Annotated in this window: 18 protein-coding genes; 15 read left to right on the top strand and 3 right to left on the bottom strand. The window is 71.6% G+C overall.

The window, feature by feature from the left end:
- Positions 1–55: 55 nt before the first annotated feature.
- The 7 genes from glmM (at position 56) to AB0M56_RS32885 (ending at position 7,559) form a co-directional block, all read left to right on the top strand.
- A complete protein-coding gene (gene glmM / locus AB0M56_RS32915; RefSeq protein WP_364183337.1) occupies positions 56–1,393 on the top strand; it encodes a phosphoglucosamine mutase in 1,338 nt (445 codons plus the stop codon).
- 134 nt (positions 1,394–1,527) lie between these two features.
- Entirely contained in the window at positions 1,528–1,839 is a 312-nt protein-coding gene (locus tag AB0M56_RS32910) for a hypothetical protein (protein ID WP_364183334.1), read from the top strand.
- Positions 1,836–4,448, top strand: coding sequence for a hypothetical protein (locus AB0M56_RS32905; RefSeq protein WP_364183331.1), 2,613 nt, complete (start codon positions 1,836–1,838; stop codon positions 4,446–4,448). The genes AB0M56_RS32910 and AB0M56_RS32905 overlap by 4 nt, the downstream gene beginning before the upstream one ends.
- A gap of 23 nt (positions 4,449–4,471) precedes the next feature.
- The gene (locus AB0M56_RS32900; RefSeq protein ID WP_364183328.1) at positions 4,472–4,930 is read left to right on the top strand and encodes a hypothetical protein; all 459 of its coding nucleotides are present in this window, start codon (positions 4,472–4,474) and stop codon (positions 4,928–4,930) included.
- Between the two features lie 122 nt (positions 4,931–5,052).
- The gene (locus tag AB0M56_RS32895; RefSeq protein WP_364183325.1) at positions 5,053–5,352 is read left to right on the top strand and encodes a hypothetical protein; all 300 of its coding nucleotides are present in this window, start codon (positions 5,053–5,055) and stop codon (positions 5,350–5,352) included.
- On the top strand, positions 5,349–6,734 hold the full coding sequence (locus AB0M56_RS32890) for a hypothetical protein (RefSeq protein ID WP_364183323.1): 1,386 nt from the start codon (positions 5,349–5,351) through the stop codon (positions 6,732–6,734). The genes AB0M56_RS32895 and AB0M56_RS32890 overlap by 4 nt, the downstream gene beginning before the upstream one ends.
- 453 nt (positions 6,735–7,187) lie before the next feature.
- The gene (locus AB0M56_RS32885; protein ID WP_364183320.1) at positions 7,188–7,559 is read left to right on the top strand and encodes a hypothetical protein; all 372 of its coding nucleotides are present in this window, start codon (positions 7,188–7,190) and stop codon (positions 7,557–7,559) included.
- A gap of 802 nt (positions 7,560–8,361) precedes the next feature.
- Here the strand turns inward: AB0M56_RS32885 and AB0M56_RS32880 are convergent.
- Together AB0M56_RS32880 and AB0M56_RS32875 are read right to left on the bottom strand one after the other, a co-directional pair.
- On the bottom strand, positions 8,362–9,192 hold the full coding sequence (locus AB0M56_RS32880; protein ID WP_364183318.1) for an alpha/beta hydrolase: 831 nt from the start codon (positions 9,190–9,192) through the stop codon (positions 8,362–8,364).
- Positions 9,193–9,248: 56 nt separating this feature from the next.
- Positions 9,249–9,833 (bottom strand): dihydrofolate reductase family protein, encoded by a 585-nt coding sequence (locus AB0M56_RS32875; protein ID WP_364183315.1) that lies wholly within the window; start codon positions 9,831–9,833, stop codon positions 9,249–9,251.
- A 917-nt stretch (positions 9,834–10,750) separates the two neighbouring features.
- Between AB0M56_RS32875 and glmS the strand changes: the two genes are divergently transcribed.
- From glmS to tsaE, 8 genes are all read left to right on the top strand, one after another.
- The gene (glmS, locus tag AB0M56_RS32870; RefSeq protein ID WP_364183312.1) at positions 10,751–12,613 is read left to right on the top strand and encodes a glutamine--fructose-6-phosphate transaminase (isomerizing); all 1,863 of its coding nucleotides are present in this window, start codon (positions 10,751–10,753) and stop codon (positions 12,611–12,613) included.
- 14 nt (positions 12,614–12,627) lie between these two features.
- Entirely contained in the window at positions 12,628–14,109 is a 1,482-nt protein-coding gene (locus AB0M56_RS32865; protein ID WP_364183310.1) for an NAD(P)H-hydrate dehydratase, read from the top strand.
- An 85-nt stretch (positions 14,110–14,194) separates the two neighbouring features.
- Complete coding sequence (locus AB0M56_RS32860; protein ID WP_364183307.1) at positions 14,195–14,998, top strand: DeoR/GlpR family DNA-binding transcription regulator; 804 nt, start codon at positions 14,195–14,197, stop codon at positions 14,996–14,998.
- The gene (xylB, locus tag AB0M56_RS32855) at positions 14,988–16,451 is read left to right on the top strand and encodes a xylulokinase (protein ID WP_364183304.1); all 1,464 of its coding nucleotides are present in this window, start codon (positions 14,988–14,990) and stop codon (positions 16,449–16,451) included. Before AB0M56_RS32860 ends, xylB begins: the two co-directional genes overlap by 11 nt.
- A 3-nt stretch (positions 16,452–16,454) precedes the next feature.
- Complete coding sequence (gene ugpC / locus AB0M56_RS32850) at positions 16,455–17,558, top strand: sn-glycerol-3-phosphate ABC transporter ATP-binding protein UgpC (RefSeq protein ID WP_364183301.1); 1,104 nt, start codon at positions 16,455–16,457, stop codon at positions 17,556–17,558.
- A 42-nt stretch (positions 17,559–17,600) separates the two neighbouring features.
- Positions 17,601–18,719, top strand: coding sequence for an alanine racemase (alr, locus tag AB0M56_RS32845; protein ID WP_364183299.1), 1,119 nt, complete (start codon positions 17,601–17,603; stop codon positions 18,717–18,719).
- Positions 18,716–19,807, top strand: coding sequence for an alpha/beta hydrolase (locus AB0M56_RS32840; protein WP_364183297.1), 1,092 nt, complete (start codon positions 18,716–18,718; stop codon positions 19,805–19,807). Before alr ends, AB0M56_RS32840 begins: the two co-directional genes overlap by 4 nt.
- Positions 19,792–20,265 carry a tRNA (adenosine(37)-N6)-threonylcarbamoyltransferase complex ATPase subunit type 1 TsaE gene (tsaE, locus tag AB0M56_RS32835; protein ID WP_364183294.1) on the top strand — a complete coding sequence of 158 codons (474 nt, stop codon included), beginning with the start codon at positions 19,792–19,794 and terminating at the stop codon, positions 20,263–20,265. The genes AB0M56_RS32840 and tsaE overlap by 16 nt, the downstream gene beginning before the upstream one ends.
- Here the strand turns inward: tsaE and AB0M56_RS32830 are convergent.
- Positions 20,262–20,768 (bottom strand): NAD-dependent epimerase/dehydratase family protein, encoded by a 507-nt coding sequence (locus tag AB0M56_RS32830; RefSeq protein ID WP_364183291.1) that lies wholly within the window; start codon positions 20,766–20,768, stop codon positions 20,262–20,264. The genes tsaE and AB0M56_RS32830 overlap by 4 nt on opposite strands.
- Positions 20,769–20,776: the final 8 nt, after the last annotated feature.

Here is a 20,776-nt window from a genome sequence, read left to right as displayed (position 1 = left end):
GGTCGCAGCCGCCGCTAGGTTGTCGTGGTCGATTTGGACCTAGGAGGTCGTGGAGATGGCCCGACTGTTCGGCACCGACGGGGTACGAGGCGTGGCCAACGCCGAGCTGACCCCCGAGCTGGCGCTTTCGCTCGCGGCCAGCGCCGCGCGTGTGCTCGCCGCGCACGACCGTTCGCACCGCCCGGTGGCCGTGGTCGGCCGCGACCCGCGCGCCAGCGGCGAGATGCTGGAGGCCGCCGTGGTGGCGGGACTCGCGTCGGCCGGCGCTGACGTGCTGCGTCTCGGCGTGCTGCCGACGCCCGCCGTCGCGTACCTCGTGGGCGCGCTGGAGGCCGATCTCGGCGTGATGATCTCGGCTTCGCACAACCCCATGCCGGACAACGGCATCAAGCTCTTCGCCGCGGGCGGGCACAAGCTCCCCGACAGCATCGAGGACGAGATCGAGGCCGGCCTCGGCGGCGCCGACGTCGTCCGCCCGACGGGCTCGGGCGTCGGCCGCGTGTCCGACGTCTCCGACGCGCTCGACCTGTACGTCGACCACCTGGTCTCGGCCACGCCGCACCCCCTCGACGGCCTGAAGGTCGTGGTGGACTGCGCCAACGGCGCGTCCGCCGTCGCCGCCCCCGAGGCCTACCGCCGCGCCGGCGCCGAGGTTGTCGCCCTCCACGCGGAGCCCGACGGCATCAACATCAACGAGCACTGCGGTTCGAACCACCCCGACCTGCTCCGCGCCGCCGTCGTCGAGCACGGCGCCGACCTGGGCATCGCCCACGACGGCGACGCCGACCGCTGCGTCGCCGTGGACGCCTCGGGCGAGCTCGTGGACGGCGACCAGATCATGGCCGTGCTGGCCCTCGCGCTGGCCGAGGACGGCGAGCTGGTGAAGGACACGCTCGTCGCCACCGTGATGAGCAACCTGGGCCTGCACCTCGCGATGAAGGCCCACGGCATCACGGTCATCACCACGTCCGTCGGCGACCGCTACGTGCTCGAAGAGCTCCGCGCCTCCGGCCTCGCCCTCGGCGGCGAACAGTCGGGCCACGTGGTCCTCCCCGCCCACGCCACCACCGGCGACGGCCTGCTGACCGCCCTGCGCCTCATGTCCCGCATGGCCGCCACCGGCAAGAAGCTCGCCGAGCTGGCGTCCGTGATGAACCGCCTGCCCCAGGTCCTCGTGAACGTCCCCGTCGCGGACAAGGCAGCCGTCGCGGGCTCCTCCGAAGTCCGCGACGCCGTCGGCGAGGTCGAAGCCGAACTCGGCGAAGAGGGCCGCGTCCTCCTGCGCCCCTCGGGCACCGAACAGCTCGTCCGCGTCATGGTCGAGGCCCCGGCCCACTCCACGGCCCAAGCGGCGGCGGACCGGCTGGCCGGTGTGGTGTCCGCGGTCTCCTGATCGTCCCGGATCGCCGAATCGCTGCGCCCGTCGTCACAGCCCGGGTACATTCCGTGTGCGAGTGCGATGGCACCGGGGGCGGGTTCCGTGCGTCCTAGAGTGCTGGAACACAGGTGCTCTAGGGAGGGCGAGTGATGGCGGGCGGCCACAAGGTCGATACTGAGGCGCTGACGAGGGCCGCGAAAGCCGTGAGCGAAATGCCGCGGAACACGCTGCAACAACCTCTCGCGGCGGTCAAGGACGTGCAGATCGTGGCCGCCGACTTCGGTGAAGCGCACGGCACCAACTTCAGTCCGTACCACTCGGGTGTCCTCCGGTTGGCTGGAATGGCCGACGCCTATCTGAAGGCCTCCGATGCCTTCGCCCAGAAGCTCAACTCGGCGGGCGGCCACTACCAGGTCAATGAGGACGCTTCCGGCTCCGCGGTGAAGGCGGCGGGCAAGTGAGCGCCGGCGAGGGCGACGACGTTCCGTCCCGCCAGGAAGTCGAGCAGATCCTCTACGACCACGATCTCGGGAAAACCCAGGCGGGCTCGGATCTGGCCTGGAAATACCTCACCTACCTCGACGGTGCCGATCCCACCAAATACGGGTTCAAGGACCAGCACGAGTTCGAGCAGTGGCGCGACCGGATCAAGCGGGACATGGGGTTGTCCGCCGATCCGCCGTCGGACGTCAACACGCACCACAGCAACAGCGACGTCTACAAGGCCTATTCGCAGGCGAAGGGCGACTACGACAAGAACCAGTCGGACGCGCGGGCGGCGGACAAGAAGGCCGCCGACGACGCCAAGGGCAAGCTCGACGCCCAAGCCGCGAAGGCTTCGCCGACGAACGCCGGCGCAAACACCTCCGACGAGATCCTCGAACTGGGCCTGCCCGGGATGAAGACATTCGACATCTGGGTGCCGCTGTTCAACCGCGCCGTCGCAGTGGTCGGGACCTACCAGCCCGCCGGCAAGGACGACCTCTACAAGCTCTACAACGAGCAGCGGAAGATCCCGTTCACGAAGTTCATGACGGGTGCCGACGAGTTCACGGCCTTGAGCGGGGCCGTGGTCAACGCCTCGACGGACGTCGAGGGCCAGCTGTCGACCAACCTCGCGGACTGGCACGGCAGCGCGGCCGACTCAGCGGGTAACTTCCGCAAGAACTACACGGCCGACGCGAAGATCGTGTCCGATTCCGCCACGCACGCGGCCGAAGCGATGAAGTCGGCCTGCGGGTCGGTCGGCAAGGCCTGCCGCGACAAGGCGAACTGGATGATCAAGTACCGGGTGGAGTCGCTCGGCCAGGTCACCGCACAGGACCTCGACCGGATCATCCGGATCGCCGAGCTGCGCAGCAACGCCAGCCAGGACGACTTCAAGCACTGCGCGAAGTTCCTGGACCAGGAATCGCAGCGGATGATCGACGACGACTCGTGCGACCTCAACGACGACACGATCAACCACATCGTCGACCAGTGCAACATCTACCTGAAGGACAACTTCGGGAAGTTCTTCGACGGGTACATCCGCGATTTCAAGACGATGTGCACCAACACGCACACCGCGGTCGACGGTGCCTGGCGCGCGCTCACCGACTTCTTCGCGCAGCTGCCGCAGGATCCGTTCTCGAACGTCGACCAGGCCGCGCCGCCGGACCCGGGCAGCACCCAGCCGTCCAGCAGCAGTGGCGGCGGTGGTGGCGGAGACAACGGTGGCGGCGGGATGCCCTCGGCCGGTGGCGGCGGTGGGACGCCGGCGATGCCGAAGGTCGACCTGCCGAAGACGCCGGACGCGACCGACCCGGCCCTCAACCCGGTCACGCACCAGCCGCTCGAGACCGACCCCGCCACGGGCAAGCCGTACCCGATCGACCCGCGCACCGGCGAGGCGATCAAGACGGCCGAGCCCGAGACGATGACCGTCGAGCAGGGCGACCACAAGATCGCGATGACCGAGCCGGACTCCGACGGCCGCATGGGCATCACCGTCGACCACGGCACCGGGCACCCCAAGCAGTACAACCTGGACTTCGACGATCCGAAGGACGGTGCTGCCGCGGTTCCCGGGCAGCCGGGCCAGCCGGGCCAGCCGGGTCAGCTCGGTCAGCCGGGTCAACCGGTCCACTCAGGTCAGCCCGTCCAGCCGGGTCTTCCCGGCCAGCCCGGTCCGCCTGGCCAAACCACTCCCGGCTTCGGCCCCCAGGGTCACGATGGCGCTCAGCTCACCGACGCGTCCGGCAAGACCTACGAGCCAGGCCCGGACGGCAAGATCCACATCGAGGACGGCGGCCTCAAGATCACCGCGGAACAGCCGTCGGGGCCGGACGGGCCGACCGTGGTGACCGTCGACGACGGCAGCGGCGAGCCCGTCAAGTACACCCTCGGCGACGATGACAAGCCGGACGCGCTCGTGGGTGCCGACCCGACGGGCACCGCTGCGCCGGGCACCACGGCGCAGCACGGGCTGCCGGATGTGCCGGGCGCCTCCCACTCGGGCGACCTGGGCGGCCCGCAGGACGGGGCGGGCCACTCGGCCGGCACCGGCGGTGGGCTCGGCGGCCAGGACTCGCCGGCGCCCTCGAACGGGCAGGAAGCCGTCCCGCTCCACGCGGCGGACGGCGGCCCGCAGCACGCCGCGGACGTTCCGCAGCCGGCCGGCTTCACCGCCGACGCGGCGAGCCACACCGGGCAGGACGGACCCGCGGCGGTCGACGACTCGACCACCGCTCAGTCGCTGACCAACCCGCTCGACAGTCACAGCGGTTTCGAGGCCCCGGACGACTCGCTCGGGACGAGCCCGGACGCGAGCGCGCCCCTGGGCGGTGGCGCGGCCGACCCGTCGACGTCGCCGCTCGGCGCCGCGCCGACCATGGGCGACCACCCGGGCCAGCAGTCCTCCTCGATGGGGATGATGGGCGGCGGCATGATGGGCGGCGCGGGCGGAGGCGGCCAGGACCAGGAGCGGTCTTCGAGCGCGTACCGAGTCGACCGCGGGCTGTTCGAATCGACGAAGTCCGGCAACCGCATCAGCGGTTCGCTCGACGATGACCCCGTGATGGGCCGCTAGCTGGAGTCGGGAAGGGGAGTCCGATGAGTTCGCAGGACGCGCTGGCCGCGATGCGTGCCAAGCTCGCGACGTTGGAGGCCGAGAACAGCGCCCGGTCGGCCTTACTCGACCGCAACCGCGCCGAGGCGGTGGTTGAGAGCAAGGAGAAGCTCGAGAAGCAGGGCAAGATCCAGGGCGAGGTGTTCGTCCGGCTGCAGGAGCGCAACCGTCGCGCGAACGCGGCCGGCGGCTGGGCGACGGAGAAAACCGTCGGGAACCGGGCCGACGACGAGAACGACTACGGGTTCGAGGAAGACGAGACCGAGAACGAGCGCCGCGCCGGGTTCCGCACCGCCGACGATCCCGAGGTCCGCTACGGCAGGCGGCCCGCGGCTCCGGCGCCCGCGGAACAGCCGGCCGAGCCGTCCGGGCGGCATCGGCGGGCCGCGCACGCCGTCGACGACGACACCGACTTCGCCGAGACCAACTGGCTCGCGAACTGAGCTCTTTGTCGACGTCGACTCGAGCCTTCTGACTCGCTAGATTTCCGGTGCACGGACAGCGGCACCGGGCGCCGTCGGCGTGCGTCGGAGTGGGTGCGGGTCGGCGGAGTGAGGGGGTGGCCATGCCGGAGGGCAGCCACCGGGCGGACGCGGAGGCGATGCGCGCCGCGAAGGGCGCGCTCGAGGCCGCGGCCGGGCGGGTGTCCGGGGTGGCGTCGCAGGTGGTCGAGGCGGATTTCGGGCGCGGGCACGGCGGGGCGTTTGCCGCGTACCGCAACGGGTTCGCCGCGCTGGGTGACGCCGTCCAGGCTTACGCGGGCGAACTCGCGTCGTTCGGCAGCAGCGTCGAAGTGGCGGCGGGGCGTTACGCGTCCGTCGAGGGCGAGCACGTCGACACCGCGCGGAACACGGCGAGCCGATGACCGGCGCGCTGCGTGGACCCGAGCCCGGTGGCGTCGGGGTGGTGACGTCCGACGAGGTGCTCGCGCTCGCCGCGCCGGCGCTGGATTATTTCGCGCAGTGGGCCACGGTCTGGAACGCGTTCGCGGCCACGAAGATCGATGTGGACAAGGACATCCGGGACAAGTTCCAGGACAGCGCCGGCCTCGACTTCCGCAAGTTCCTCGCCGACGCCGACGCGCTGGCCCACACACGCGACACCCTCGACTCCACCCACACCGACGCGACCACCGCCTCCACCACCCTCTTCCGCGACTGGCAAAGCCCCGCCGCGACGGCCGCTCAGAGTGCGTACAGCCGCCTCCGCCCCGGCGCCTTGCTCGACCACCTCGCCGGCGCCGCCCAGCTCATCCCCGAGACGATGACCCACGTCTTCACGGCTCTGAAGACCAAAGTGGACGAAGCGCTGAAACTCCGCACCGACTCGATCGCGGGCGCGCCTTTTCCGGTGGCGCAACGGGTTGCCGTCGTGGCCCAAGGCGGCGCCGTCTCGAAGGACGAGCTGCTCGACCTCGCCCAGTGGCTCGACTCCACCAGCCCCGGCAACGACCTCCACAACCGCCTACGCGACTGCGACCCCGGCGACAACGACTACGCCACCCGCGCCGCCCGCCAATGGCTCAATGGTCCTTTCGCGACCGAGTTCAGCAGCCGCTACGCCGCGTTCCAGGGTCTGTGCGCGACGGCCACCTCCACCATCGACGGCCTTTTCCGTGTCTTGGCGGGATTTCTGGCTATTCCGGTTGATACGTCTACAGTGGACCCTTCGGTGGGTTCGCCCACTCGCACCCCTGGCCCGCCGACTCCCGCCCTCGGCATTCCCGCGGGCTCACCGACTCGTGCTCGGGGTCTTCCTGCGGACTCACCGACTCCCGCTCTTGGTCCTTCTGTGGGCTCGCCGACTCCCGCTCTTGGTCCTTCCGTGGACTCACCGACCCCCGCCCTTGGTCTCCGCGTGGTCCCGGCCGACTTCGACCCGTCGTCAGGCTCGACCTCGGGCCACCTGAACGTCCCAGACGACAGCACCACGGCCTCGGCCTCCCTCTCCGACCTCGGCGCCCACATCGTCGACCCGCCCCAGGACCAGCACCCCTCCGCGGAACTGGGCACGGCCCCCGGCGGCGACGTCACCTTCGACCCCCTCGGCCCCGGCCCCGACTCCCTCCCGGACGGCATGAACGGCTTCGGCGCCCTGCCCCTCCCCGGCCCGAGCGGCCTCGGCACCGCCCCCGGCGACCAAACACGCACGGCCGCCCGCCTCGGCACGGACGTCTTCGACACCCGCGGCTCGGCCGGCCGCATCAGCGGCTCCCTCGACGAGGGGCCCGGCGTTGACCGCCGCTGACCCGCCCGCCCCACGTCGGCCCTCGACCACCGTCGGCCAGCCTGGATCGCGGATTTCGAGCATGGCGGGCCAGCCTGGATCGCGGATTTCGAGCATGGCCGGCCAGCCTGGATCGCGGATCTCGAGCATGGCCGGCCAGCCTGGATCGCGGATCTCGAGCATGGCCGGCCAGCCTGGACGTCGGCCCTCGACCACCGCCGACCAGCCTGGACTGTGGATCTCGAGCATGGCCGACCAGCCTGGGCCGCGGATCTCGAGCATGGCCGACCAGCCCGGACGGCGGAGCTCGCGCACCGCCGCCCGGCCCGCCTCACGCCGCACGACCGCTGGCGCCCAGCCGGCCGAATACCGGGGGTTGACCGCCGCCTACCGACTGCCCGGCCGGATCCCGACCCCTCCCGGCCGGCACGCTTTGACCGCTGCCCAGCAGCTCACGGGACGGCGGAACCGACCTTGACCGCCGCGGACCGACTCGCCGCCGCCCGCGCGGCCCAGAACGCCGCCACCCGCGAACACCAGGAACAACGAGCCCTCCGCGACCGCCAGGTCACCTCGGCCACGTCCGCCGCCACCGAGTCCCTCCACCGCGACGCCGCCACCCACGGCCGCTACCTCACCCGCGCCCAGGACCTCCAGCGCCGCCACCGCGAAGCCGGCGGATGGCTCACCGAGAAAGCCATGACCGACCGCACGCACACCATCGACCTCACCCCACCCGCCGACCCACAGCCCGACGAGCCCACCCCGCCGACCCCGGGCCACCCCACCCGCCCCGGCCGCTTCGACGACCAAGACTTCTCGAACAACACCTGGATGGTCGACTGACCCCATCCGGTCGCCGCGTGAAGGCGTGAAGGGTCCCTTCAGGCCTGCTCGTGCCACGCAACCCGCCCCTGCGAGACCCCGCAGCCCTCAGTTGGCGTGATGAATGTCCCCTTCACGCGGCCACATGTTCGCGACCGGCCCCTTCGCGACGGGAAGAGACAGCGCGACCCACCCTGGCCCGCACCGGCCCGATCAACGACAACCAACCGTCGACCCGGCGCCGATCCACTCAACACCGCGGCGAGCGCGCGGCGGGTCCCTTCGTGCGGCGGCGGGGCGCGAGAGGTCCCTTCGCGCACGTTCTACCTCGCCAAGCGAGCCCGTGACGCGCACCCCGTGAGCCGATGACGGTTCCGTTCGTGCGGCGGCGGAGGGCCGCGAGGTCCCATCGCGCGCGGCCAACATCGGCACCCAGCCCACGAGTAGCCCGGCCAGCCGCGCCGAAAGCGATGACGGTCCCTTCGTGGGGCGGCGGAGCGGCGAGCCGCGAGGTCCCATCGCGCGCGGCCAACATCGGCACCCAGCCCAGGAGTAGCCCGGCCAGCCGCGCCGAAAGCGATGACGGTCCCTTCGTGGGGCGGCGGAGCGGCGAACGGTCCCTTCGCGCTCAGGCAAATCGTGCCAAACCGAGCGCAGCCCTCACCCACATCCGAAGCGATGAAGGTCCCGTCTCACGGTGGCAGAGTGGCGAAAGGTCCATCCGCACCCAGAGCGAAGCGCCGCCAAGCCAGACCCAGCCCAGCTCTTACTCGCCGGCAGAAGCGATGAAAGTCCCCTTCACCCCAACCCCGGTCACCGCCCGTCAGGCAGCCGGCTCTTCCGTCAGCTCGATCGGCGCCCGCTTCACATCCGCGTCCAGCAGCGGCAGATACCGATCCGTACCCGTCAGGTGCGTCAGAAAAAACGCCGTGAACAACGCCCGCGTCAGTTGTTGCGTGCGACGGTTCGGTTTGCCGTGGAGCAGAAGCTGGCTCCAGTGCCGCCCTTCGGTCACGCCGAGGTGCGAGGACTTCCCCAACGTGCGCAGCTGAACAGGCCCAGCCCACGCCGTGGCAATCGCTTCCGCATGGCCCACGGCCGGCGCGACCAGGTCCTCCTCCGCCGCGAGGTGCAGGCCGGGAGCGGTGATGAGCCGGGCGGCGGCCGAGGCGGAGGGGAGGGTCTGGGCGGCAGTGATCGTCGCGACGGCGCGGATGCGCGGGCGCACCGAGTCGTCGGCCGCGGCGGCTTGGGCGGCGGCGAGGACGGCGGACCCGCCGCCGGTGGAGTGGCCGGCGAGGCCGAGCTTGGCGGGGTCGACGCTGATTCCGTCGGGGCCGAGGCGGACGGTGGTCACCACGTCGAGCGTCGTCAGCAGGTCGCTGGCCAGCAGGCGGTACGACGGCAGCGGCCCGCCCTGCGTCGCGGGTGCGGCGGCGACCACGCCCCAGCTCGCGAGGTGGTGCAGCAGGTGCCGGTACCGCGACGCGGGCTGCAGCCACCCGTGCCCGAACGCGATGGCCGGCAGCCCCAGTCCTTGGCGCGGCGTGAACACGACCCCCGGTAGCCCGACCAGGGCCAGGTTGCCGCGCAGGACCTCGTGGGGCCCCGGGTGTGACAGCTCCGCGAGCAGTTGCTTGGGCTTGCTGGCCATGCGCGTGACCTTACTGCCCGCGCCCGGCCCCGGCCCGCCCGCCGCTCCGGGCCAGGTCACGCGCGCTCGTAGTACGCGATGAGCACGCCCTTCGTGGTGGCGACGCTGCGGGTGAGCCTGAACTCGGTCAGCGGCGCCGGGCCTTTGAACAGCCGCGCGCCGACGCCGAGGGTGAGCGGGTGGATGACCAGCGTGTAGCGGTCGACCAGCCCGGCCGCGTGCAGGCTCCGCACGAGCGCCGCGCTGCCGACGATCGCCAGGTCGTTCCCCGGCTCGGCCTTCAGCTCGGCGACGGTCTTCGTCGCGTCGCCGGGCAGGAGGATCGAGTTCTGCCACGCGCCGGCGCTGCCGAGGGTGGTCGAGGCCACGTACTTGGTGGCGGCGTCGAGGTGCGCGGTGAACGGGTTGCCGTCGTCGCGCCCCGCCCACGCGCCGATGAAGTCCTCCCACGTCCGGCGACCGAACAGCATGTCGCCGGGCTGGTTCATACCCCTGGCCATCTCGCGGCCGAGGACCTCGTCCTGGAACCTCGTGCCCCAGCCCCCGTGCGGGAACCCGCCGCGCGTGTCCTCGTCGGGCCGCCCGAGGCCCTGCACGACCCCGTCGAGGGTGACGTTCATGGTGACGCTGAGGGAACGCATGTTTTCTCCTCTCGTTTGCCCTCTACACGAGCGGGAATCGGCTGATTCGACACCCGCCGGCCGCGGAGTTGTCCACAACTCGCCACGCCTGTGGACAACTCGGCTCGCGCGCCGGTTTCGTCGGTGGTGGCCGGTAGAATGGACATGGGCGCGCCCCCCTGGGAGGGCGGGGGCTGTGTGTCGGTCGGCTGCCCCCGGCACAAGAGGTGCGGCGTGCTTGATCCGGAGGCGACGGCCTGCGTGAAAGTTGTCAATCGCGCGCGGTGAACGCTGGTGGAAGGGACTTTCGCGCAGCCGGGAACTTGCGACGGCCCTCGCGAGGGTTGAGCGCGTGGCGTGCGCCGATGGTTAACGCGAAAGGGCTGTTCACTACGGCTTGGCGAGGTGAGGGGACCGTTTACGCCGGGCGCGACACACCACAGGACGCCGTCGCGCAGGTAGCGGGTTGCCAGGGGACCGTTCGCCCCGATCGAATGCTGTTGGGGAAGCCGGCTGCTGAGCCGGCACGGCAAGTGAGATTGGACGGGCGCGATCGGTCGAGCCGAGCGAGCACGCCGCGACCCTCGCCGACGCCCCGGCGCGACGTCTGAGCGATCGACACACCACGACAGCTGATCGCGAAAGCCATCACGACGACCGCCGCCGCAGCACCTCAGTCCGCGCCGCCCGAAGCCGCACAACCCACCCACAAGCCACCCCGAGCCGCCCGAAACCCCCACCCGACGCACCCACCCGAAGCCCCACAACTCACCCCCACCCCAGCTCCCACAAGCCCCAGAACCCCACCGATCAGGGGTCCAAACCAACCCACCCCACTCCACACCGTCACCATCCGATCTCCCCTGGTCAGGTGGGTTGAAAAGCCTCGGGAAGGTACCGGAGTAGGGGACTGGACATCCCTCGTTAGGCTTGTTCGCGTGTGTGGAATCGTGGGATATGTCGGACACCGGCCGGCGCTGGATGTGGTCCTCGGTGGCCTGCGGCGGATGGAGTACCGCGGCTACGACTCGGCCGGGGTGGCGGTGCTCGACGGCGCCGGCGCGCTGAGGGTCGAGCGCAAGGCAGGGCGGCTCGCCAACCTGGAGGCGCAGCTCGACACCGTGGGCAGGGACGGCTTCACCGGCACCGCCGGCATGGGCCACACCCGCTGGGCGACGCACGGCGCGCCCGTGGATCGGAACTCGCACCCGCACCAGGACGCCTCGAAAAAGGTCGCCGTGGTGCACAACGGCATCATCGAGAACTTCGCCGCCCTGCGTGCGGAGCTCGAGGCCGACGGTGTCGAGATGGCGAGCGACACCGACACCGAGACCGCCGCGCACCTGGTGGCCCGGGCGTACAACAGTGGGGAAACCGCCCAAAACTTCGCCGCCAGTGTCGCGGCCGTGTGCCGGCGGCTGGAGGGCGCGTTCACGCTGGTCGTGACGCATGCCGACCAGCCCGACACCATCGTGGCCGCGCGTCGTTCGTCGCCGCTGGTGGTGGGGGTCGGGGAGGGCGAGCACTTCGTCGCGTCCGACGTCGCCGCGTTCATCGAGCACACGCGCGAGGCCGTGGAGCTGGGGCAGGACCAGCTGGTCGTCATCACCCGCGACGGTTACGAGGTCACCGATTTCCACGGCGACGCCGCGCAGGCCAAGCCGTTCACCGTCGACTGGGACCTGTCCGCCGCCGAGAAGGGCGGCCACGAGTACTTCATGCTCAAGGAGATCGACGAGCAGCCCGAAGCCCTCGCCAACACCCTGCGCGGCCACTTCGAGGCCGGCCGCATCATCCTCGACGAGCAGCGCATCTCCGACCAGGACCTGCGTGACGTCGACAAGGTCTTCGTCGTCGCCTGCGGTTCCGCCTACCACTCGGGCCTGGTCGCCAAGTACGCCATCGAGCACTGGACGCGCCTGCCGGTCGAGGTCGAGCTCGCCAGCGAGTTCCGCTACCGCGACCCGGTGCTCGACCGCGACACGCTCGTCGTCGCGGTCTCGCAGTCCGGGGAGACGGCCGACACGCTGGAGGCCGTCCGCCACGCCCGTGAGCAGAAGGCCCGCGTGCTCGCCGTCTGCAACACCAACGGCGCGCAGATCCCGCGTGAGTCCGACGCCGTCCTCTACACGCACGCCGGCCCCGAGATCGGGGTCGCGTCGACGAAGGCGTTCCTCGCGCAGATCGCCGCCAACTACCTCGTGGGCCTGGCGCTCGCGCAGGCACGCGGCACCAAGTACCCCGACGAGGTCGCCCGCGAGTTCGCCGAGCTGGAGGCCATGCCGGCCGCCGTGCAAAAGGTGCTGTCCACTGTGGACCAGGTCAGGGACCTCGGCCGCCGGATCGCCGACTCCAAGGCGGTGCTGTTCCTTGGCCGGCACGTCGGGTTCCCGGTCGCCCTGGAGGGCGCGCTGAAGCTCAAGGAGCTCGCCTACATGCACGCCGAGGGCTTCGCCGCCGGCGAGCTCAAGCACGGTCCGATCGCGCTGGTTGAGGAAGGCCTGCCGATCGTCGTGGTCATGCCCTCGCCCAAGGGCCGCGCGGTGTTGCACTCGAAGCTGGTGTCGAACATCAGCGAGATCCAGGCCCGCGGCGCCCGCACCATTGTGATCGCCGAGGAGGGCGACGAGGCGGTGCGGCCGTTCGCCGACGAGCTGATCGAGATCCCCGCCGTGCCGACGCTGCTGCAGCCGCTGGTGTCCACCGTGCCGCTGCAGGTGCTGGCCGCGGAGATCGCCCGCGCCCGCGGGTACGACGTCGACAAGCCGCGTAACCTGGCGAAGTCCGTGACTGTCGAGTAAGCGGGGGGCCCGCCGTGCAGGGAATCTGGACCACGGAACGGATTCGCGAGGCGGAGGGCAAGCTGTTCGCCGTCACGCCCGACGGTGAGCTGATGCGCCGGGCGTCGTTCGGCCTGGCCACACACCTCGCGGGGTTCCTGACCGAACGCACCGGCGGCGTCGCCGGACGACGGGTCGTGCTGCTCGTCGGGTCCGGCGACAACGGCGGTGACGCGCTGTGGGCCGGGGCCTTCCTGCGTCGCCGCAGCGTGGCCGTCACGGCCGTGCTGCTGAAGCCGGAGAAGGCGCACGCTCGGGGATTGGCGGCGCTCAAGCGAGCCGGCGGCCGCGTGGTGTCCGTCGAGGACAGTCCACAGTGGATCAAGAAAGCCGACGTGGTGGTCGACGGCATCGTCGGCATCTCCGGCAAGGGTCCGCTCCGGCCAGACGCGAAAGAACTCGTTGACCAGGTTCGGGCCCCCATCGTCGCCGTAGACCTCCCCAGCGGCGTCGACCCCGACACTGGCGCCACCGACGGCCCCCACGTCACCGCGGACCTCACCGTCACCTTCGGTGCCCCCAAACCCGTCCACGCACTGGCGCCCCAGCAGTGCGGCGACGTCGTGCTCGTCGACATCGGCCTGCGCCCCGAGCTCGGCGAACCCGACCTGCGCCGCCTGGAGCTCACCGACCTCGCCGACCTGTGGCCCATCCCCGGCGCGGGCGACGACAAGTACACCCAGGGCGTCGTCGGCATCGCCGCCGGCTCCGCGACCTACCCGGGCGCGGCCGTGCTCGCCTCGGGTTCCGCCGTGCGCGCCACCGCCGGCATGGTCCGCTACGCCGGCCCCGCGGCCGACGTCGTCCGGAGCCGCTGGCCCGAGATCGTCGCGACGGGCTCGGTCACCGACGCCGGCCGCGTGCAGGCCTGGGTCGTCGGCCCGGGTATCGGCACCGGCTCCGAAGGCCGCGACGTGCTGCGCCACATCCTCGGCCAGGGCGTGCCGGTCTGCGCCGACGCGGACGCCACCACGATCATCGCCCAGCACCCCGACGTCCTCGACGCCCGCGACCCCGACACCCCGCTCGTGCTCACGCCCCACGCCGGCGAGTACGAACGCCTCATGGGCACCCGTCCCGGCGCCGACCGGGTCAAGGCCGCTCGCGACGCCGCCAGGAAGTACAACGCCGTCGTCCTCCTCAAGGGCCACTGCACCGTGATCGCCGCGCCGGACGGCCGCGTCGCCGTCAACACCCCGCGCGGCTCCTGGCTCGCGACGGCCGGCTCCGGCGACGTCCTCACCGGCCTCGTCGGGTCGCTGCTCGCCGCCGGCCTCGACCCGTGGCTGGCCGCCGCCGCGGGCGCGCAGGTGCACTCGCTCGCCGGGGCGCTGGCCGCGGACGGCGTGCCGACCTCCGCGTCCGGCTTGGTCGATGCCATCCCCGGTGCCCTCAAGCTCGTCCGCGGCACCACCGGCAACACCGACGTAGAAGTTATCGAGTTACCCGTTAACTAGTGCGACAAAATCTGGTAAGAACGAGGTGTGAGCACTGGCGCCCCCGTTCAGGTGACCCTCAACCGGGTCGACGGTGAGGTGCGCCGTGCCTAGGACCCGACCGTCCGACGCGGCCGTCGAGCAGCGCCGGCAGGACATCCTCGACCACGTCATCGAGCACGGCGAGGCGCGGATCGACGACCTCACCACCCGCTTCGGCGTGAGCCTCATGACGATGCACCGCGACCTCGACGACCTGGCCGACCGCCGTCTCCTGCGCAAGCTGCGCGGCAAGGTCGAGGCCTACCCGGCGCTCACGATGGAGACCGCCAGCCGCTTCACGCTGCACTCCGCCGAGAAGGAAGCACTCGCCGAGGCGGCCGTCAAACACGTCGAACCCGGCCAGACCGTGTTCGTCGACGACTCCACCACGCTGTTCCCCCTGGTCGAGCGCCTCGCCGATATCGACGGCCTCACCGTGATCACCAACTCCCTGCGCGCCGCCAAGCTGCTGGGTGACGGCGTGAACGTCGTCGTCGCCGGCGGCCGGTACCACGCCGAGTACGACTCCTGCTCCGGCCCCGACGTACTGGCGCTGCTGGAGCGCACCCGCGCCGACATCGCGTTCGTGTCAGTCAGCGCCGTCGCCGTCGGCCGGCTCTTCCACCCCGTGCAGGACTACGCCGAGCTCAAGAAGGCCGTGCTGCGCGCCGCGAACCGCAACGTGCTCGTGCTCGACCACTCGAAGTTCGGCCGCACCGCGACCTTCGCGCACGGCGACGTCGGCGACTACGACCTCCTGATCACCAGCGAGATCACCCCGACCGAGGAGATCGAGGCCGCGCTCAATGCCGGCACGGCCGTGGAGACCGTGGAGCACGTCGAGGAGGGGCAGCCCTATGACAGCTGAGCTGGTGGCCGGGATCGACTCGTCGACCCAGTCGACGAAGGTCGTGGTCTGCGACGCGCGCACGGGCGCCGTCGTGCGCACCGGCCGCGCGCCGCACCCCGACGGCACCGAGGTCGACCCCGCGGCCTGGTGGCAGGCGTTCGGCGAGGCCACCGACGGTGTGCTTGACGGCGTGAAAGCCCTCGGCATCGGCGGTCAGCAGCACGGCATGGTCACCGTCGACGAAGCCGGCGAGGTGGTTCGCCCCGCTTTGCTCTGGAACGACACGCGCTCCGCGCAGGCCGCCCAGGACCTCATCGAGGAACTGGGCGGCGCCGGTGTCTGGGCCAAGTCCGTCGGCTCCGTGCCGGTTGCGAGCTTCACCGTCACCAAGCTGCGCTGGCTCGCCGAGCACGAGCCCGCCAACGCCGACCGCGTCGCGCGCGTGCTGTTGCCGCACGACTGGCTCACCTGGCGCTTGCTCGGCAAGCCCGAGCAGGCCGTGACCGACCGCGGCGACGCGTCGGGCACCGGCTACTTCTCGCCGACGGAGAATGCCTACCGCGTGGACGTCCTGGCCCACGCGTTCGGCGGCCGCACGCCTGAGCTGCCGACCGTGCTCGGCCCGGCCGACCGCGCCGGACACACCGCGGGCCACACTGGGTTCGATCTTCCAGACGGCCTGCTCGTCTCCGCCGGCACCGGCGACAACATGGCCGCCGCGCTGGCGCTGGAGCTCACGCCGGGCGACGCCGTGATCTCCCTCGGCACCAGCGGCACCGTCTTCGGGGTGACCGAGACGGGTTCGGCCGACGCGAGCGGCCTGGTCGCCGGGTTCGCCGACGCCACCGGCCGCTTCCTGCCGCTCACCGCCGCCCTCAACGCCGCCCGTGTGCTCACCGCGGGCGCGGCCATGCTCGGCGTCGACCTCGCCGAGTTCGACCGCCTCGCGCTCGCTGCCGAAGTGGGCGCCGGCGGGCTCACGCTCCTCCCGTACCTCGACGGCGAGCGCACCCCGAACCTGCCGGATGCCACGGGCTCGCTCTACGGCCTGACCAGGGAAAACATGACGCCGGAGAACCTGGCCCGCGCCACTGTCGAGGGCATGCTGTGCGGCCTGGCCGCGGGCCTCGACGCCGTGCGCGCGCAGGGCATGGACGTCCGGCGCGTGCTGCTGATCGGCGGCGGCGCGCAGTCGGCGGCCGTGCGGGCCGTGGCGCCGATCGTGCTCGGCGTGCCCGTGGTGATCCCCGAGACGGGCGAGTACGTCGCCCTCGGTGCCGCGCGCCAGGCCGCCTGGGCGCTGGCCGGCACCGCCGAACCACCCGCGTGGGTGGCCGAAGGACCTGGAAACCGGCTCGTGCTGGACGAGCCGGCCGAGGCGCAACGCGCCGCGGGCAAGGAGATCCAGCGACGCCACCTCGAAGCGCGCGAAGCCGCGCACGGGGTTCCCGCGAAATTCGGAGAGGACTGACCGATGGCCACCATCACCTACGACAAGGCGACCCGGCGCTACGCCGGCACCGACCGACCTGCCGTCGACGCACTCGAGCTGGAGATCGCCGACGGCGAGTTCCTCGTGCTGGTCGGCCCGTCGGGTTCGGGCAAGTCGACCGCGCTGCGCATGCTCGCGGGCCTGGAGGACGTCGACGAGGGCTCGATCTGGATCGGCGACCGCGACGTGACGCAGCTGCCGCCGCGTTCGCGCGACATCGCGATGGTGTTCCAGAACTACGCGCTGTACCCGCACATGACCGTCGCGCAGAACATGGGCTTCGCGCTGAAAATCGCGGGCCGTCCGGCGTCGGAGATCAAGCAGAAGGTGCTCGAGGCCGCGAAGCTGCTCGACATCGAGGATTACCTCGACCGCAAGCCGAAGGCCCTCTCCGGTGGCCAGCGCCAGCGCGTCGCGATGGGCCGCGCGATCGTGCGTGAGCCGCAGGTGTTCCTCATGGACGAGCCGCTGTCCAACCTGGACGCGAAGCTGCGTGTGTCCACGCGTACGCAGATCGCCGCGCTGCAGCGCCGCCTGGGCGTCACCACCGTGTACGTGACGCACGACCAGGTCGAGGCCATGACGATGGGCGACCGCGTGGCCGTGCTGTCCGACGGTCTGCTGCAGCAGTGCGACACCCCGCGCGCGCTCTACGACCACCCGGCCAACGTGTTCGTCGCCGGCTTCATCGGCTCGCCCGCCATGAACCTCGTCTCGGCGAAGCTCACCGCCGACGGCGCCGAGATCGGTGGCGCGAGCGTCCCGCTGGCGGCGTCGATCCGCTCGGCCGCCGACGGCGACACCGTGACCTTGGGCTTCCGTCCCGAGTCGCTCGAAGCCACCACCGACACCAACGGAACGCTGCCCATCAAGGTGGACCTGGTCGAGGAGCTGGGTTCCGACGCGTTCGTCTACGGCAAGCTCGCCGGCGGCGCGGGTGACCTGGCCGCCGAGGGCGCGTCGAAGAACGTCGTCGTGCGCGTGGACCCGCGCCAGACCCCGTCGATGGGCGACACGCTGCACCTGCGGATCCGTCCCGACGAGCTGCACGTGTTCTCGGGTACCAGCGGGCTCCGCCTGCCCTGACGCACAGCACTCTCGGACCCGCGTGGGAAACTGGCGGTCGCTATGACTGCCAGTTTCCCGCGCGCGGAGGTCGTGATCGACCTCGACGCCGTGCGCCACAACGTCGCCCTGCTGGCCGGCCGCGCCGCCGGTTCGGCCGTGATGGCCGTGGTCAAGGCCGATGCGTACGGGCACGGCGCGGTGCCCGTCGCGCGGGCTGCGGTGGAGGCCGGCGCCACCTGGCTGGGCACGTGCTCGCTCGGTGAGGCGCTGGACCTGCGCCGCGCCGGGCTGTCCGTGCGGCTGTTCAGCTGGCTCGACGTGCCGGAAGTCGACTTCGGGCCCGGCATTCTCGCCGACATCGACCTGGGTGTGAGCTCCGTCGACGAGCTTCGGCGGATTGTTTCGGCGGCGCGGCAGGTCGGTCGCCGCGCTCGGGTGCACCTCAAGATCGACACGGGCTTGTCGCGCAACGGTTGCCAGCCCGCCGAGTGGCCCGAGCTGGTCGCGGCCGCCGCGGCTTCGGCCGACGTGGACGTGGTCGCCGTGTGGTCGCACCTCGCGTGCGCCGACGAGCCGGGCCACCCGTCGATCGACATCCAGGCCAAGCGCTTCGCCGACGCGTACGACGCCGCGCGCGCCGCCGGTCTGGACCCGCTGCGGCACCTGGCGAACTCCGCGGCCGTGCTGACGCGGCCCGACTTGCACTTCGACCTCGTGCGGCCCGGCATCGCGATGTACGGGCTGAACCCCGTGCCACAGCACGAAGACCTGCGGCCGGCGATGACGTTCCGCGCGGCCGTGGCGCTCACGAAACGCCTGCCCGCCGGCGAGTCCGTCTCCTATGGACACACGTGGACGGCCGAGCGCGACACCACCGTGGCGCTCGTGCCCGCCGGATATGCCGACGGTGTGCCGCGGTCGCTGTCGGGCCGCATGGACGTGTGGCTGGGCGGGCGGCGCCGGGCGGTCGTCGGGCGCGTGTGCATGGACCAGCTCGTGGTCGACTGCGGTGACGACGCCCCGGCCGTCGGCGAGGAGGTCGTGTTGTTCGCTTCCGGTGCGAGCGGTGAGCCGACCGCGCGCGAGTGGGCCGACAAGCTGGGCACGATCGACTACGAGATCGTCACGTCGATGTACCGCCCGCGCGTGCAGCGGCGGTACCTGGGGGAGAGGCCGTGAGCCCTTCGGCTCGGTTGTGGGCCATCGTCGGCGGTCTCGGCGCGGTGGCCACGGGTACGGCCGCCGCGGCCCTCGTCGCGGCGCAACAGCGCAGGCAGAGTGAGGACCAGTACGTGGACGAGCAGCTGGGCGAGCTGAAGCCCGACCGCACGTCCACGGTCGCGGCCGAGGACGGCACGCCGCTTTCGGTGGAGGAGATCGACCCCGAGGACGGCGGCGAGCCCGAGCTGACGCTGGTCGGCGTGCACGGGTTCGCGTTGTCCCGCAAGTCCTGGCACTTCCAGCGCCGCGCGATCGCTTCGCTGCGGCTGCCGCGCGTGCGGCAGGTGTATTACGACCACCGCAGCCACGGCCTGTCCGGCGCGGCGACGGCCGAGACCAGCACCATCGAACAGCTGGCGCACGACCTCGACAGCGTGCTGCGCGCGATGGTGCCCGAAGGGCCGATCGTCCTCGTGGGACATTCCATGGGCGGCATGGTGATCATGGAGCTGGCCGCGGAGAACCCTTCGCTGTTCGAGGATCGCGTGTGTGGCGTCGCGTTCATCGCGACGGCTGCGGGCGAGGTGGGCGCGCGCGGGCTGCCGCGTTCGCTGCTGTCGAAGTACAACCCGTTGACGCGCGGCGTCGGCAACCTCGCGGGCTGGCAGCCGGGCCTGGTGGAGTTCGTGCGGGCGGCCGGTGGGCAGCTGGAACGGCAAGCCGTGCGGCGCCTCGCGTTCGGCAGCCGCGACGTCTCGCCGCGGCTGGTGGACTTCATGATCGAGATGCTCGCCGTGACGCCCGTGCGGGGCCTGGTGAACTTCGTCGACACGCTCGGCAGCCACAACCGCTACGCCGCCCTGGCGGGCCTCAAGCACACCCAGGTCCTCGTGATCGGCGGTGACTCCGACCGGTTCACGCCGTTCTCGCACGCCGAGCGCATCGCGGCCGAGCTGCCCGAGGCCGAGCTCGTGCGCGTGCGCGGCGCGGGCCACATGGTGCAGCTCGAACAGCCCGACCTCGTCACGGGCCGGCTCATCGATCTTCTGCAGCGCTGTTCCGGGAGCGCCGCACCCAACCGGCGGAACTGGTGGTGGACACGGTGACGTTCCTTCTCGCGACCCCCGACGACACGATGGCCTTCGGCAGGTCCCTGGGCGCGTCCCTGCGCGCGGGCGACCTGGTGCTGCTCGCGGGCCCCCTGGGCGCCGGCAAGACCACGCTCACGCGCGGCATCGCCGACGGCCTCGGCGTCGGCGGCCGCGTGAGCTCCCCGACGTTCGTCCTGGCCCGCGTCCACGCCGCGGGTCCCCTCGGCGTGCCCTTGATCCACGTCGACGCCTACCGCCTCGGCGGCGACCTCGCCCAGCTCGACGACCTGGACCTCGACACGGACCTGGAACGCTCCGCCGTCGTGGTGGAGTGGGGCGAGGGCTCGGCGGAACGACTGTCGTCCGACTACCTGGTGGTGCGGATGTCCCGTCGGGACGACGACGTGCGCGAGGTTTCGCTTGAGCCTCACGGATCTTGGGCGGCACGGATGTCGGCGTTGCCGTCGGCTTAGGTGGCTCCGGCTCCGGCTCCGGCCCCGGCTTCGGCTTCGGCCCCGGCGCGCCGCCGCACGTCCGGCGAGGTGCCAGGCCAGGGGTGGGTGGCTTCGCCAGTGGCAAGGTGCCCGGCTTCGTGGCAAGGCTGCCAGTCGTGCGGCAAGGCCATACCGCGGATGGCAAATCTCATCGGTGATCGGCAAGTCTCGCTGGCGGGTGGCGTCTTGTCGCGCCGGTGGCAGGCCGGCTGCGGCTGCGCCGCGCCGCCGCACGTCCGGCGAGGTGCCAGGCCAGGGGTGGGTGCCTTCGCTGGTGGCAAGATGCCCCTAGCCGCACAGCACACCACGGCGTCGACCTGCGGCACCGCGCGGAACAGCGCCTCGATCGACGAGGTGTCCTCCAGATCCACCTGCACCGGCCCCCGCCGCGACGCTCGCACGACCCCGTGCCCGGCCGCCTCCAGCGCCGCGGCGACCGCGCTGCCGACGGTCCCGCTCGCCCCCACCGCGATGATCTTCACGCCCCCAT

It is taken from the genome of Amycolatopsis sp. NPDC051372 (assembly GCF_040682095.1).
In the GTDB taxonomy this organism is placed as follows: Bacteria; Actinomycetota; Actinomycetes; order Mycobacteriales; family Pseudonocardiaceae; genus Amycolatopsis.
Note: the sequence above shows the minus strand (reverse complement) of the source record. Positions and strands in the feature narration are given on the sequence as shown.